Genomic DNA, 13,856 nt, shown 5'->3' with positions numbered 1-13,856 from the left:
CCGCACCACCCGCCCCCCCGCAGCCCAAGCGGCGCGTGGGCGACCGCCTCTTCGCCGGCAGCGCCACCGGCGCCGGTGTCCTCATCCTGCTGGTCCTGGCCGGGGTGGCCGCCTTCCTGATCGCGAAGTCCCTGCCCGCGCTCACCGCGGACACCGCCGACCTCCCCGACGAGAAGTCGCTCGCCGCCTACGTCGGCCCGCTCGTCTTCGGCACGCTGATGGCCGCGGTCATCGCGCTGGTCGTCGCCACCCCGCTGGCGGTGGCGATCGCGCTCTACATCACCCACTACGCGCCCCGCCGGCTCGCCGCCGCCATGGGCTACGTGATGGACCTGCTGGCCGCCATCCCCAGCGTCGTCTACGGCTTCTGGGGCATCGCCGCGCTGGCGCCGGCGCTGGTGCCCTTCTACGCCTGGGCCGCGGAGCACCTCAGCTTCATCCCGCTGTTCGCCGGTCCGGCCTCGGTCACCGGCCGCACGATGCTCACCGTCGGGCTGGTGCTGGGGGTGATGATCCTGCCGATCATCTCCGCCATCTCGCGCGAGGTGTTCAGCCAGGCACCGGCGCTCCACCGGGAGGCCGCCCTCGCCCTGGGTGCCACCCGCTGGGAGATGATCCGGATGGCGGTGCTGCCCTACGGGAAGTCCGGCGTCATCGGCGGCGCGATGCTCGGCCTGGGCCGGGCGCTCGGCGAGACCCTGGCCGTCGCGATCATCCTGTCCGGGTCGGGCGGCATCACGTTCGACCTGATCGGGAGCAGCAACCCCTCCACGATCGCTGCGAACATCGCGCTGCAGTTCCCCGAGTCCACCGGCCTGGCGATCAACACGCTGATCGCCAGCGGCCTGGCCCTCTTCCTGATCACCCTGGCGGTCAACATGCTCGCCCGCTGGGTCGTCGACCGGCGCGCCGACTTCTCCGGAGCCAACTGATGAGCACCCAGACCCCCCTCGCCCCCGCGCCGGTCGCCGGGTCCTCCGCCGGCCCGGTACGGACCCAGCGCCGGCTGCCCCGCTTCGCACCGCTCGGGCTGTTCCTCGGCGGCATCGCTGTCGGCGCGCTGCTCTCGGCGCTGACCGGGTTCAGCATCGCGCTCACCGTCGTCTACGGCGTCGTGCTCGGCACGATCGCCGTCTACGTCGTCTCCCGCTCGGTCGAGGGCCGGCGCACGGCCACCGACCGGCTGGTCACCACGGTCGTCACCACGGCGTTCCTGATCGCCATGGTGCCGCTGGTCTCGCTGGTCTGGACGGTGCTGGAGAACGGGCTGCCGCGGCTGGACTCCACCTTCTTCAACTCCTCCATGCTGGGCATCGTCGGTGAGGGGGGCGGTGCCTACCACGCCATCCTCGGCACCCTGATCATCACCGGCCTGACCACGGTGATCTCCGTGCCCGTCGGCCTGCTCACCGCGATCTACCTGGTCGAGTACGGCACCGGCCGGCTGAAGAAGGCCATCACCTTCTTCGTCGACGTGATGACCGGCATCCCCTCGATCGTCGCCGGCCTCTTCGCCTACGCGCTGTTCGCGCTGTTCTTCGGTGGCGGTGTCCGGCTCGGCATCATGGGCGCGGTCGCGTTGTCGGTGCTGATGATCCCGGTCGTCGTGCGCTCCGCCGAGGAGGTCCTCAAGCTCGTGCCGAACGAGCTGCGCGAGGCCGCCTACGCGCTGGGGGTCCCCAAGTGGCGCACCATCCTGAAGATCGTCATCCCCACCTCCGTCGCCGGCCTCGGCACCGGCATCACCCTCGCCGTCGCCCGGGTGATCGGTGAGACCGCACCGCTGCTGGTGACGGTCGGCATCCTGACCGGCACCAACCTCAACCCCTTCGACGGGCGCATGGCGACGCTGCCGGTGTTCGCCTTCTACCAGCTGACCCAGCCGGGGGTCCCGCCCGAGTTCGGGATCCAGCGGGCCTGGACGGCCGCGCTCGTCCTGATCGTCCTGGTCATGGCGCTCAACGTCGTCGCCCGCCTGATCAGCCGCTTCTTCGCCCCCAAGACCGGTCGCTGACCGGACCGACCCGGAGGACCCCCTGTGGCCAAGCGCATCGACATCAGTGACCTGGACATCTACTACGGCAACTTCAAGGCCGTGGAGGGCGTCAACGTCTCCATCGAGCCCCGCAGCATCACCGCCCTGATCGGGCCGTCCGGCTGTGGCAAGTCCACGTTCCTGCGGTCGCTCAACCGCATGCACGAGGTCATCCCCGGCGCCCGGGTCGAGGGCAAGGTCGTCATCGACGGCCAGGACCTCTACGACGCCGACGTCGACCCGGTCGACGTCCGCCGCCAGATCGGCATGGTCTTCCAGCGGCCCAACCCGTTCCCGACCATGTCCATCTACGACAACGTGATCGCCGGCGTCCGGCTCAACGGCGGCAAGATGCGCAAGGGCGAGCTCGACGACCTGGTGGAGAAGTCGCTGCGCGGGGCGAACCTCTGGAACGAGGTCAAGGACCGGCTCAACCGGCCGGGCTCCGGCCTGTCCGGTGGTCAGCAGCAGCGCCTGTGCATCGCCCGGGCGATCGCGGTGGAGCCCGAGGTGCTGCTGATGGACGAGCCGTGCTCGGCGCTCGACCCGATCTCCACGCTCGCCATCGAGGACCTGATGACGGAGCTCAAGGAGCGGTTCACCATCGTCATCGTCACCCACAACATGCAGCAGGCGGCCCGGGTGAGCGAGTCCACCGGCTTCTTCAACCTCGGCGGGGTCGGCCAGCCGGGCCACCTGGTCGAGTTCAACCCGACCGAGAAGATCTTCAGCAACCCCGACGAGAAGGCGACCGAGGACTACATCTCCGGCCGCTTCGGCTGACGGAGCGGCGAGAGCCTCTCAGCTGCAGGCCGACGCGGCCCTGGTCCCCTCGTCCACGGGGGCCGGGGTCGCCGTCGTCGGTACCGGCGTGCCGACGACGACCGGGTCGAGCGCGGTGAAGTCCGGCCCGATGACCAGCTGCACGGCCGTGCCGACCTCGTCGGTCTCCTGCAGCACCGATCCGGGGACGGCGGCGGCCACCGTGCGGGCCGGCTCGAGGGACGCGGGGCCGTAGCGCACGACGGTCCGGTCCACCGCTGCCGGCTCCTCGCCACGGGCGCCGATCCGGAACCCCCCGGCGGCCAGCCCGTCGGCGACGTCCGTCGTCCGGCCCACCCCGGATGCGTCCAGCACGTCGACGGTGACCCCGGCCGGAGCCACGGTCACCAGGGTCCCCGCGGGCACCCCCTGGGTGAGCGCCGGGTCGGGGAGGGCGTCGGCCGCTCCGGATCCGGTGGACGGGTCGGTGGTGGCGGCGCCGTCCGCCGCGGCCTGCGACTCCGCCTCGGCCGGCAGCGTGCCGCCGTCGATGACGGCGTCGAAGAGCTCCCGGGTGGCGGCCGCGTCGACCACGACGGCGGCCTGGTCGGACCCCGCCGGGACGTACCCGACCCGCGCCACCGGGACCTCCGCGCGCTGCAGGGCGTCCCCGGAGAGGCCGCCCAGGGTGGAGCCGAGAGCCCGCACGTCGTCGAGGGCGGTGTCGGCGTCGACGGTGAAGGTGTTCCCGGTCCGGGTCAGCAACCGGGTGAGGGTCAGCGGGTCGGCGACCGTCCCGCTGTCCAGCGCGGTGCGCAGGGTCGCGGTGAGGACCAGCTGCTCCCGCTCTGCTGCTGCCGCCCCGGTGAGGTCGGACCCGGTGCTGCCCGCGCGCAGGAAGTCGGTCACGTCCTCGCCGGTCAGGCGGGTGTCACCGGGCGACAGGTCCATCGCGGAGCCGGCCCCGGTGGCGGCGTCGGGCACGCAGACCGAGACGTCGCCGAGGGCGTCGACCATGCCCGGCAGCCGCTCGAGGTCCAGCGCCAGGTAGTGGTCGACGCGCAGTCCGGTGAGCTGCTGCACCGACCGGACCAGGCAGGACGGGCCGCCGTCGAGCAGCGCGGAGGCGAACGCCTCGGTGACCGCCGGCCGCACGTCGCCGTCGTCGTCCCGGCAGGTCGGGGTGTCGCTGAGCGCGGTGGGCGGCACGCTGACCAGCACCGCCTGCTCCCCGTCGCCGGAGACGTGCGCGATCAGCGTGCTCACCGCGGACAGACCGCTGCGCCCGGGCAGGTGCGTCCCGACCAGCAGGTAGGTCTGCCCCGACTCCTGCAGCTGGGGCGCCAGCACCTCGGGCCCGTCGGTGACCAGCGCGTCGACCCGGTCGAGCGTGCGGTCGACGTAGAAGTACAGCCCGACGTAGTAGGCGGCCACGACCCCGAGCAGCGCGACCAGCGCGAGCGCGACCCGGGTCACCCGCCGCCGCGCCGGGCTGGCCGGCGCCCGCGGCACGGTGGGGTCGGTGATGGTCCCCTGGCCCGACGCCGGGACGTCCCGGCCCGGGATCGGCGGCAGCGGCAGGCTTCGCCGCACCCCCGGCACCGGCACGGACGGCTGGGCCCCCGGCAGCGCGGGCACCGGCCGCGGGACCGGGCTCGGGGACGGGCTCGGGGACGGGCTCGGGGACGGACTTGGTGACGGGGACGGCGACGGTGCGGGTGCCTGCGGCGCGGCCGCCGGGGTGACCGACACGGGCGGGACCACCCGGGGCACCGGGGTGTACGTCGAACCGAACACCGGGCCGGCCGGCACCGGACGGGCGCCCGGTGCCGAGCCGACCGACGGCACGGGGTCGGCCGCAGGCACCGGGGCTGCCGCAGGCGCTGGGTCGGCTGCAGGCGCTGGGTCGGCTGCAGGCGCTGGGCGCATCACCGGCCGCGGCGGCAGTTCCACCGGCGACGGGCTCCGCAGGACCGCCGCGGGCGGCACCACCGGTGCCGGGCTCCACGAGGCGGCCGGCGGCAGGGACGGCGGCAGCGACGACGGCGGCGCGGTGGACGGTGGCGTCGCCGGTCCGGGCATCGCTGGCTGCCAGCCGGTGGGGAGCAGCGGGGAGGACGGGGCGCCCGCGGTGGGGAACGGCTCACGGCGCACGCCGCCCCGCAGCGGCGGGCGGTCCCGCGGCCCGTCGTCCCGGACCGGCTGGTGCCGGCCGGTCGCCTCCGCCGACTCGCGCCGCTCGGCCCGTCGCCGCCGGACGTCGGTCCCGGAGCGGGCGAGCAGCTCGGCGACGGTCAACGGCGCGACGGCGTTGCCGTCGTCCGAGCCGATCCGGCCGGTCGCCGGGTCACCGACGGGAGGACCACCGTCGGCCCCGCTCCGCGTCGGCTCGTCCGCCACCGTTCAAGGATCCCGTCGTCGTGGTCCGGAAGCGCCGTCGCCGGACTGGTCGTCTCGCCACCCATGGCCCGGTCGGACGCCGTCGGCCATGGGTTTCACACGATACGGGTGCGAGGCCTCCAGACCGGTCGGGCGCGCGGGGAAGAGGTGTCCCGAGCAGCACGGACCCGACCGCCTCGCCCGGCGCAGGGGGGCCGTGGACCGTAGCGTCCAGCCCGTGAAGCTGCCGCTGTTCGGTCCATCCGACGTGCTCACCGCGGCCGGTGGCCTGCGGGACGGGGTCACCGATGCCCTCGCGCTGCTGCCGCGGGTGGTCGGTGCGGTGGGCGAGGTCGAGCGCCTGCTGGGGCGGGTCACCGTGCTGCTGGACCGGGTCGAGCGGATCGCCGACCGCGCCGAGCAGGCCGTGGTCGGGATCGACGCCACCCGCGTCCACGCCGACGAGGCGATGTCCCGGATCAAGGGCACCCAGGCCGCCGCGGACGAGGCGATCACCGCGGTCGAGGCGACCCGGACCCGGGCCGACCAGGCCATCGACGCCATCGGCACCACCCAGACCCGGGCCGACCAGGCCATCGACGCCATCGGCACCACCCAGGCCGCCGCGGACGAGGCGATCACCGCGGTCGGCACCACCCAGACCCGGGCCGACCAGGCCATCGACGCCATCGGCACCACCCAGACCCGGGCCGACCAGGCCATCGACGCCATCGGCACCACCCAGACCCGGGCCGACCAGGCCATCGACGCCATCGGCACCACCCAGACCCGGGCCGACCAGGCCATCGACGCGATCGGCGTGACCCAGTCCGCCGCCGACGCCGCGGTGCAGCGGATCGCGCGCAGCACCGACACCGCCGACGAGCTCCTCGTCGCCGTGGGCGGGACCGCGGGTGCTGCCGACGGCACGCTCGGCCGGGCCGAGGCGATGCTCGGGTCGGTACAGCCACTGCTGGACGACTACCGCCCGGCCCTGACCGTGTTGGCCCCGATGCTGACCCGGTTCGCCGCACACCTCGACGACGACGAGGTGGCCGCCCTGATCACGCTGGTCGACCGGCTGCCCACGCTGGTCGTCCACCTGGACGAGGACGTGCTGCCCGTCCTGGCCACCCTCGGCGACGTGGCTCCGGACGTGCACGCCCTGCTGGACACCGTGCAGGACATGCGCCAGGTGGTGAAGGGGTTTCCGGGCTCGAAGCTGTTCCGCCGCCGGGGCGCGGAGGAGATCGCCGAGGAGGACGGGGCGGCCGCGAGCCTCGACGGCCACTGAACACGCGACCGGCGCCGCCCCGGGGGACAGCGCCGGTCGTGTGCCGGTCTCTCGACCGCGGATGAGGCCAGGGACCCGGCCTGGAGCCGGGGCTCAGGTCTCGGTGGGGTAGCCCAGCGCCCGGACGACGTCTCCGATCCGCTCGTAGACCGGCCCGTCGGGGAGCCGGGAGAGCTCGTCGGCGACCACGTCGGGTGCCCGGTGGTCGCGGGCCGCCTCCACCAGGTCCGGCCCGGTGCTCGGGAAGTCCGCCCGGTCCAGCCAGCGGGCCAGCTCGGCGCGGGCGACCACGGCGTCAGGGGTCATGCCGACCGGCACACCCCCGGTCAGGGTGTCCGCCGGGGAGCTGTCGACGTCCGGGTCGCCCTCCGCCGTGGGCTCCGGGTCGTTCCACTCCTCGGCGTGGGTGGACCGGCCGGAGCGGAGCATCCCCTCGATCTCGTGGGCCAGGGCGTCGTCCTCCCGGGCCGAGTGCTTGGTGCTCCGCGCGGACGTGCCCGCGAAGGTGTCGTCGTTCTCGCTCACGTGGTCCTCCTCGTCCCGCCCCGCCGACGCGGGTCAGTCCTTCTTCAGTGCGCTGGGCTTGTGCACGGCGGTGCCGCCGCTCTTCTCGCTCTTCACCTCGTACTGCGGGTCGTCGGAGCTCGCCTTGACCTTCCGGCCGGCCGCCTCGGTGTCCTCGGTGATCTTCTTCTGGACCGTGCCCTCGGCCTCGCTCCCGTGGCTCTTCCAGCTCACGTGGTCGCCCTTGCTGAAGTCCTGCGCCATCGCCGGCCCTCCGTCGTTCGTCGGTCCCGTGTGCCTGCCCGGGCCGGGCGGACCGCACACATCGACTCCCGGGGCGCCTCGCGGGGCCGTCCGGCGATCCGGCGGTCACCCGTTCGGGTTGCGTCCCGCCACCGGGCTGTACCGGGCCGGATCTCGTCACGTAGCGTGTTCATCAGACGGAGGTCCTGAACGCGAGGCCAGACCAGCGCAATGCTACGGTCACCCACAGTGAGATCGCCGTCCCGAGACGCCGGCCCGGCTGGCCCCATTCCCCCGGGGCCGGCCGGGTCGGCCTCGTTAGGCTGGGTCCCCGTGGACCCGACCGAGGACGACCCAGCCGCTCCCCGCCCGGTCGACGTGCTCACCGTGTCGGCCGTCCGGGCCGTCACCCCCGCCGTGCGCCGGGTGACCCTCACCGCGCCGGCCTCCGTCGTCGCCGCAGCGGGTCCGAGCCTGTCGCTGCTGGTCCCGCGGGTCGGCGACCCGGCTCCGCACTGGCCGACGGTCGCCCGGGACGGGCGGATCGTGTGGCCGCAGGGCAGCCACGGCGTGGCCCTGCGCAGCTACACCGCGCGCCGGCAGGACATCGCCGCAGGCGAGCTGGACGTCGACTTCGTACTGCACGGCGACGGACCGGCCGCGACCTGGGCGGCCGCCGCTGCCCCGGGCGCCGTGCTGGGCGTGGCGAGCGCGGCGCCGCTCGGGGACACCCCGGCCTCCTGGCTGCTGGTGGCCGGCGACGAGACCGCGCTGCCGGCGATCAGCCGGATCCTCGAGTCCGCCGCACCGGGGACCCATGGGGTCGCGCTGCTCGAGGTGGCCGGGCCCGAGGAGGAGCAACCGGTCCTCGCGCCACCCGGGGTGGAGGTGCACTGGCTGCACCGTTCCGGCTCGGCTCCCGGGACCGACCTGCTCGCCGACGCCGTGGCGGCGCTGCCCCGGCCGGCGGGAGAGGACGTCTTCGCCTGGGTCGGGGCGGAGTCGGCGACCGTGCGGACCGTGCGGGCGGACCTGCGCGGCCGGTGGGGGCTGCGCCGGAGCCAGCACCACGCGATCGGCTACTGGCGGCGGGGGCGTGCCATGTCACCCGCCGGCTGAGCCCGCGGGGCGCACAGGACCCTCGTCCAGCCTCCTCACAGGTAGCGTCCAGCGCAGCTGCAGCCGCGCGCCGCACGCTGCAGGCATGACGACTGCGGCCGTACAGGGTCCATCGGGAGGCGTCGTGTCCGCCACCAGTTCGCGCCCCGGGGGTGTGCAGCCCGAGGCGCGGTTGCTCGTGGTCGACGACGAGCCGAACATCCGCGAACTGCTCTCCGCCAGCCTGCGCTACGCGGGCTTCGAGGTGGCCGTCGCCTCCGACGGCCAGCAGGCGCTCGCCGTCGCCGCGGAGTTCCGCCCCGACCTGCTGGTGCTCGACGTGATGATGCCCGGTCTCGACGGCTTCGGTGTCGTCCGGCGATTGCGTCAGAACGGCACCCACACCCCGGTGCTGTTCCTCACCGCGCGGGACGCGGCCGACGACAAGGTGACCGGGCTGACCCTCGGCGGCGACGACTACGTCACCAAGCCGTTCAGCCTCGACGAGGTGCTGGCCCGCATCCGGGCGGTGCTGCGGCGCAGCCAGGGTGTGCAGCGTGCGACCGAGGCGCCGCGGCTCACCTTCGCCGACATCGAGCTGGACGAGGAGAGCCACGAGGTCCTCAAGGCCGGGAGGCTGGTCAGCCTCTCCCCCACCGAGTTCAAGCTGCTGCGCTACCTGATGACCAACGCCGGCCGGGTGCTGTCGAAGGCGCAGATACTCGACCACGTCTGGAACTACGACTTCAACGGCGAGGCCAACGTCGTGGAGTCCTACATCTCCTACCTGCGGCGCAAGGTCGACACGACCGAGCCGCGGCTGCTGCACACCCTGCGCGGGGTGGGCTACTCCCTGCGCCTCCCCCGCGGCTCGTGAGCGCGCCGGCGACCAGCCCGCCGACCGCCGCCACCACGAGCGCGGTCGACACCCTGCCCTCCCCCGCCCGGCGGGCCAGGAGGGGTCCCCAGGTGCCGCTGCGGATCACCCTGGTCGCCCTGCTGGTCGCCCTGGTCGCCGTGGCGTTGGCCGTGACCGGGTTCACCGCCACCTCCCTGCTGCGGGACTACCTCGCCGAGCAGCAGGCAGACCAGCTGCGAACGACCGTGCAGTACGTCGCCTACGACACCCCACTGGCGGAGGTCCAGTGCTCCGGACCCGCCGGCTTGCCGTACGCGGGCCAGGGGCTCTACCTGGCGTGCCTGGACGCCGACGGTGTCTACCGGGAGCTGGCCCCCGCCGGCAAGTCCGTCCCCGAGATGGGCGGCCTGACCGCAGGCAACGCGGCTGGGCACGGCGGCGAGACCTTCACCCGGCGCTCGGCGGACGGCAAGGTCTTCTGGCGGCTGGCCGTGGTACAGCTCGACAACGGTCTCACCGTCGCAGTGGGTCAGGACGTCGCCGACGACCAGGCACTGCTCACCCGGCTCGTCCGCATCGAACTGGTGGTCGGTCTGCTCGTCCTGGCGGCGATGGCCGTTGCGGGGTACCTGCTGGTGCGCAACAGCCTGCGGCCGCTGCGCGAGGTCGAGCACACCGCGCAGGCGATCGCCGCCGGCGACCTGTCCCGACGGGTGCCGGCCGGGAACGAGCGGACCGAGGTCGGGCGGCTGTCCACCGCGCTCAACGGGATGCTCGGCCGGATCGAGAGCTCGTTCCGCGCCCAGCAGGCCTCAGAAGAGCAGGCCCGGGCCTCCGAGACGCGGATGCGCCGGTTCGTCGCCGACGCCAGCCACGAGCTGCGCACCCCGCTCACCTCGATCCGCGGCTTCGCCGAGCTGCACCGGCAGGGTGCGGTCCAGGGTCCGGAGGACACCGGCCGGATCATGCAGCGCATCGAGGCCGAGGCGACCCGGATGGGCCTGCTGGTGGAGGACCTGCTCCAGCTGGCCCGGGTGGACCAGCAGCGGCCGCTGACCCTCGGGCCGGTGGACCTCGCCGAGCTCGCCGGGGACGCGGTGCACGACGCCCGCGCCGTCCAACCCGACCGGCCGCTGAGCCTGCTGCTGGACCCCTCGCTCACCGACGTGCCGGTCGTGACCGGTGACGAGGCCCGGCTGCGGCAGGTCATCGGCAACCTGGTGACCAACGCGCTCACCCACACGCCGGCCGACGCGCGGGTCACCGTGCGGCTGTCCGAGGACCCCGCCGATGCCGACGTCGTCGTGCTGACCGTCAGCGACGAGGGCCCCGGGCTCGCCCCGGCCGACGCGGAGCGGGTGTTCGAGCGGTTCTACCGGGCCGACTCCTCGCGCACCCGCGCCGCCGGCGGGACCGGGCTGGGGCTGTCCATCGTCGCCTCGCTGGTGGCGGCGCACGGGGGCACCGTCGACCTGACCACCGCCCCCGGCCGGGGCGCGACGTTCACCGTCCGGCTGCCCCGGTCGGGTCCGCCGGCGCCGCCGACGACGCCCGAGCCGACACCCTCCTGACCGCGGGAGCCGGCCGGCTGGTCCAATCGCGCCGTGGCGATCGAGGAGACGACGGACGAGGCGGAGCTGCTGGCGGCCGTCACGGAGCTGGGTGCCGCGCTGCGTGAGCTGGTCGCGGTGTCGGTGACGACGACGGTCGGCCCGGCCGAGCTGCGCGCCGCCGCGGCGCAGGCGCGGGCGGCCGCCGCCGGCTTGGCGGTGTCCCGGCGCAGCCGCGACCAGCTCCCGGCGCTGGACGACCCGGCGCAGTTCCGCCGGGTCTACAACCCGGTCAGTGGGGTGGGCAGCGCGCTGGCCCCGCCGCTGGCCATCCGGCGGGTGGACGGCGGGGTCGAAGCGGAGACGACCCTGGGGCTGCCCTACGAGGGGCCGCCGAGCTACGTGCACGGCGGGATGAGCGCACTGCTGCTGGACCAGGTGCTCAGCTCGGCGGCGCACGCCGCCGGGTTGTGGGGCATGACCGGCCGACTCGAGTTGGACTACCGCCGGCCGGTGCCGCTGGAGACCGCGCTGCTGCTGCGCGCGGCCGTCGGCGGGAGGCACGGACGGAGGGTCACCATCAGCGGCTCGATCGCGCTGGCCGAGCGGCCCGACGACGCGCTCGTCCAGGCGCGCGGCATGTGGGTGACTCCGCGCCCGCAGCAGGTGGAGGAGTACTTCCGCTCGATCACCGACGCTGCGGGCCGCCCGTCCCGACCCGGCCGGCCGAGCGACGCCACCGCGGTCGACGACGGCAGCTGACCCGCCCGGTCGACGGCTCGCAGCGGGTCATGACGGACACTGGTGCCCGGGAATCCCCATCACCCTGATCGGGTTGCCCCGCTCGAGGACAGCGCCGTCCCGTCGTCCCCGCCGTCGACTCCTGGAGTCCCCCCGCGTGACCATCGCAGACCACCGGCTCACCCAGCTGCAGACGCTGGAGGCCGAGTCCATCCACGTCCTGCGCGAGGTGGCCGCCGAGTCCGAGCGCCCGGTGCTGCTGTTCTCCGGCGGCAAGGACTCCATCGTGATGCTGGAGCTGGCGCGCAAGGCCTTCGCCCCGGCCCGCATCCCCTTCCCGGTGATGCACGTCGACACAGGGCTGAACTTCCCCGAGGTGCTGGAGTTCCGCGACAAGCGGGTCGCCGAGCTCGGCGTGGAGCTCGTCGTCGCCTCGGTGCCCGACGCGATCGCCGCCGGCACGGTGCGCGAGGAGCCCAACGGCTCCCGCAACCGGATCCAGACCCCGGTGCTGCTCGACGCCGTCGAGGAGCACGGCTTCACCGCCCTGTTCGGTGGCGCCCGCCGCGACGAGGACAAGGCCCGGGCCAAGGAACGGGTCTTCTCCTTCCGCGACGAGTTCGGCCAGTGGGACCCGAAGAACCAGCGTCCCGAGCTCTGGGACCTGTACAACGGCCGGACCCACCTCGGTGAGTCGATCCGGGTGTTCCCGCTGTCCAACTGGACCGAGCTGGACATCTGGGGCTACATCGCCCAGGAGGAGATCGCCATCCCGCCGCTGTACCTGGCGCGCGAGCGCGACGTCGTGGACCGGGGCGGCATGCTGTACGCGGTCAACGAGTTCATCACGCCCAAGGACGGCGAGCAGGTGCTCCGCGAGAGCGTCCGCTACCGCACCGTGGGGGACGCCAACCTGACCGCTGCCGTCCGGTCGACCGCGACGGACGTCGAGGAGGTCATCGCCGAGATCGCGGTGACCCGGCTGACCGAGCGCGGCGCCACCCGCGGCGACGACAAGGTCAGCGACGCCGCCATGGAGGACCGCAAGAAGGAGGGGTACTTCTGATGGGCACCCCCATCGACGTGCACTCCGCCGCCGCCGAGGCAGCCGCGGAGATCGCGCACGCCCGCAAGGACATCCTGCGGATCGCCACCGCCGGGTCGGTCGACGACGGCAAGAGCACGCTGATCGGCCGGCTGCTGTTCGACAGCAAGGCGGTGTTCGAGGACCAGTACGCCGCGATCCAGCGTGCCAGCCGGGGTGACTACGTCGACCTGGCGCTGCTCACCGACGGGCTGCGGGCCGAGCGCGAGCAGGGCATCACGATCGACGTCGCCTACCGCTACTTCAGCACGCCGCGGCGCACCTTCATCCTCGCCGACACCCCCGGGCACGTGCAGTACACCCGGAACATGGTCACCGGCGCCTCCACCGCGGACCTGGCCATCGTGCTGGTCGACGCCCGCAAGGGCATGGTCGAGCAGAGCCGCCGGCACGCCTTCCTCGCCTCGCTGCTGCGGGTGCCGCACCTGGTCGTGGCGGTCAACAAGATGGACCTCGTCGACTGGTCCGAGGAGGTCTACGAGCAGATCCGCGACGAGTTCTCCGCCTTCGCCACCAAGCTCGACGTCCCGGACCTGACGGTGGTGCCGATCTCGGCGCTGCAGGGCGACAACGTGGTGACCCGCTCGGCGAACACGCCGTGGTACGAGGGCACCTCGCTGCTGCACCACCTCGAGCACGTGCACGTCGCCAGCGACCGGAACCTCGTCGACACCCGGTTCCCGGTGCAGTACGTGATCCGGCCGCAGTCCGACGCGTTCCACGACTACCGCGGCTACGCCGGCCGGGTCGCCGCCGGCGTGCTGCGCCCCGGTGACGAGGTGCAGGTGCTGCCCAGCGGCCTGACGACGACGATCGCCGCGATCGACGGCCCGGACGGCCCGGTGGAGGCGGCCTTCCCGCCCATGTCGGTGACGGTCCGGCTCACCGACGACCTCGACGTCTCCCGCGGTGACCTGATCTGCCGGCCGCACAACGCCCCGCAGGTCACCCAGGACCTCGACGCGCTGGTCAGCTGGATGGCCGACACCCCGCTCGTGCCCCGGATGCGGCTGGCCGTCAAGCACACGACCCGCACGGTGCGCGCGATGGTCAAGGAGCTGCAGTACCGGCTGGACGTGAACACGCTGCACCGGGAGGCCGACGCGCCGCAGCTCGGACTCAACGACATCGGCCGGGTGCGGCTGCGCACCACCCAGCCGCTGTTCGTCGACGACTACCACCGCAACCGGGTCACCGGCCGCTTCATCCTCATCGACGAGGCGACCAACGCCACGGTCGGCGCGGGGATGCTCACCCCCGCCGGGTGACGGACTCCCGGTCTCGTC

13 protein-coding genes are annotated in these 13,856 nt (G+C 73.8%); 10 read left to right on the top strand and 3 right to left on the bottom strand.

Going from position 1 to position 13,856, the window contains the following annotated elements; genetic code table 11:
- The 3 genes from pstC to pstB form a co-directional block, all read left to right on the top strand.
- Positions 1–932, top strand: a 932-nt coding sequence (gene pstC / locus FHL80_RS19305; protein WP_342777344.1) for a phosphate ABC transporter permease subunit PstC, incomplete at its 5' end; no start/stop codon positions are given.
- Positions 932–2,014 (top strand): phosphate ABC transporter permease PstA, encoded by a 1,083-nt coding sequence (gene pstA, locus FHL80_RS19300; RefSeq protein WP_138734982.1) that lies wholly within the window; start codon positions 932–934, stop codon positions 2,012–2,014. The genes pstC and pstA, both read left to right, overlap by 1 nt.
- A gap of 24 nt (positions 2,015–2,038) precedes the next feature.
- Positions 2,039–2,818 (top strand): phosphate ABC transporter ATP-binding protein PstB, encoded by a 780-nt coding sequence (gene pstB / locus FHL80_RS19295; protein WP_138734981.1) that lies wholly within the window; start codon positions 2,039–2,041, stop codon positions 2,816–2,818.
- An 18-nt stretch (positions 2,819–2,836) separates the two neighbouring features.
- On the opposite strand, the gene FHL80_RS19290 is transcribed toward pstB, so the two are convergent.
- Positions 2,837–5,197 (bottom strand): LCP family protein, encoded by a 2,361-nt coding sequence (locus FHL80_RS19290; protein WP_246078804.1) that lies wholly within the window; start codon positions 5,195–5,197, stop codon positions 2,837–2,839.
- Positions 5,198–5,414: 217 nt separating this feature from the next.
- Here FHL80_RS19290 and FHL80_RS19285 point away from each other — a divergent pair, with 217 nt between their 5' ends.
- Complete coding sequence (locus tag FHL80_RS19285) at positions 5,415–6,470, top strand: hypothetical protein (protein ID WP_138734980.1); 1,056 nt, start codon at positions 5,415–5,417, stop codon at positions 6,468–6,470.
- Positions 6,471–6,563: 93 nt separating this feature from the next.
- On the opposite strand, the gene FHL80_RS19280 is transcribed toward FHL80_RS19285, so the two are convergent.
- On the bottom strand, positions 6,564–6,995 hold the full coding sequence (locus FHL80_RS19280) for a DUF2795 domain-containing protein (RefSeq protein ID WP_138734979.1): 432 nt from the start codon (positions 6,993–6,995) through the stop codon (positions 6,564–6,566).
- Positions 6,996–7,028: 33 nt separating this feature from the next.
- Complete coding sequence (locus tag FHL80_RS19275; RefSeq protein WP_138734978.1) at positions 7,029–7,238, bottom strand: hypervirulence associated TUDOR domain-containing protein; 210 nt, start codon at positions 7,236–7,238, stop codon at positions 7,029–7,031.
- A 312-nt stretch (positions 7,239–7,550) separates the two neighbouring features.
- On the opposite strand from FHL80_RS19275, the gene FHL80_RS19270 reads away from it, so the two are divergent.
- The 6 genes from FHL80_RS19270 (at position 7,551) to FHL80_RS19245 (ending at position 13,838) form a co-directional block, all read left to right on the top strand.
- The gene (locus FHL80_RS19270; RefSeq protein WP_138734977.1) at positions 7,551–8,336 is read left to right on the top strand and encodes a siderophore-interacting protein; all 786 of its coding nucleotides are present in this window, start codon (positions 7,551–7,553) and stop codon (positions 8,334–8,336) included.
- A gap of 124 nt (positions 8,337–8,460) precedes the next feature.
- On the top strand, positions 8,461–9,192 hold the full coding sequence (locus tag FHL80_RS19265) for a response regulator transcription factor (protein ID WP_216870881.1): 732 nt from the start codon (positions 8,461–8,463) through the stop codon (positions 9,190–9,192).
- The gene (locus FHL80_RS19260) at positions 9,189–10,745 is read left to right on the top strand and encodes a sensor histidine kinase (RefSeq protein ID WP_246078803.1); all 1,557 of its coding nucleotides are present in this window, start codon (positions 9,189–9,191) and stop codon (positions 10,743–10,745) included. Before FHL80_RS19265 ends, FHL80_RS19260 begins: the two co-directional genes overlap by 4 nt.
- Positions 10,746–10,778: 33 nt before the next feature.
- Positions 10,779–11,486, top strand: coding sequence for a PaaI family thioesterase (locus FHL80_RS19255; protein WP_138734976.1), 708 nt, complete (start codon positions 10,779–10,781; stop codon positions 11,484–11,486).
- A 136-nt stretch (positions 11,487–11,622) separates the two neighbouring features.
- Positions 11,623–12,531 carry a sulfate adenylyltransferase subunit CysD gene (gene cysD / locus FHL80_RS19250; RefSeq protein ID WP_138734975.1) on the top strand — a complete coding sequence of 303 codons (909 nt, stop codon included), beginning with the start codon at positions 11,623–11,625 and terminating at the stop codon, positions 12,529–12,531.
- Positions 12,531–13,838, top strand: coding sequence for a sulfate adenylyltransferase subunit 1 (locus tag FHL80_RS19245; protein ID WP_138734974.1), 1,308 nt, complete (start codon positions 12,531–12,533; stop codon positions 13,836–13,838). The genes cysD and FHL80_RS19245 overlap by 1 nt, the downstream gene beginning before the upstream one ends.
- Positions 13,839–13,856: the final 18 nt, after the last annotated feature.

This window comes from Modestobacter excelsi, assembly GCF_005930495.1.
In the GTDB taxonomy this organism is placed as follows: domain Bacteria; phylum Actinomycetota; class Actinomycetes; order Mycobacteriales; family Geodermatophilaceae; genus Modestobacter; species Modestobacter excelsi.
The sequence above is the reverse complement of the archived record's forward strand: the minus strand, read 5'-3'. Positions and strand labels throughout refer to the sequence as shown.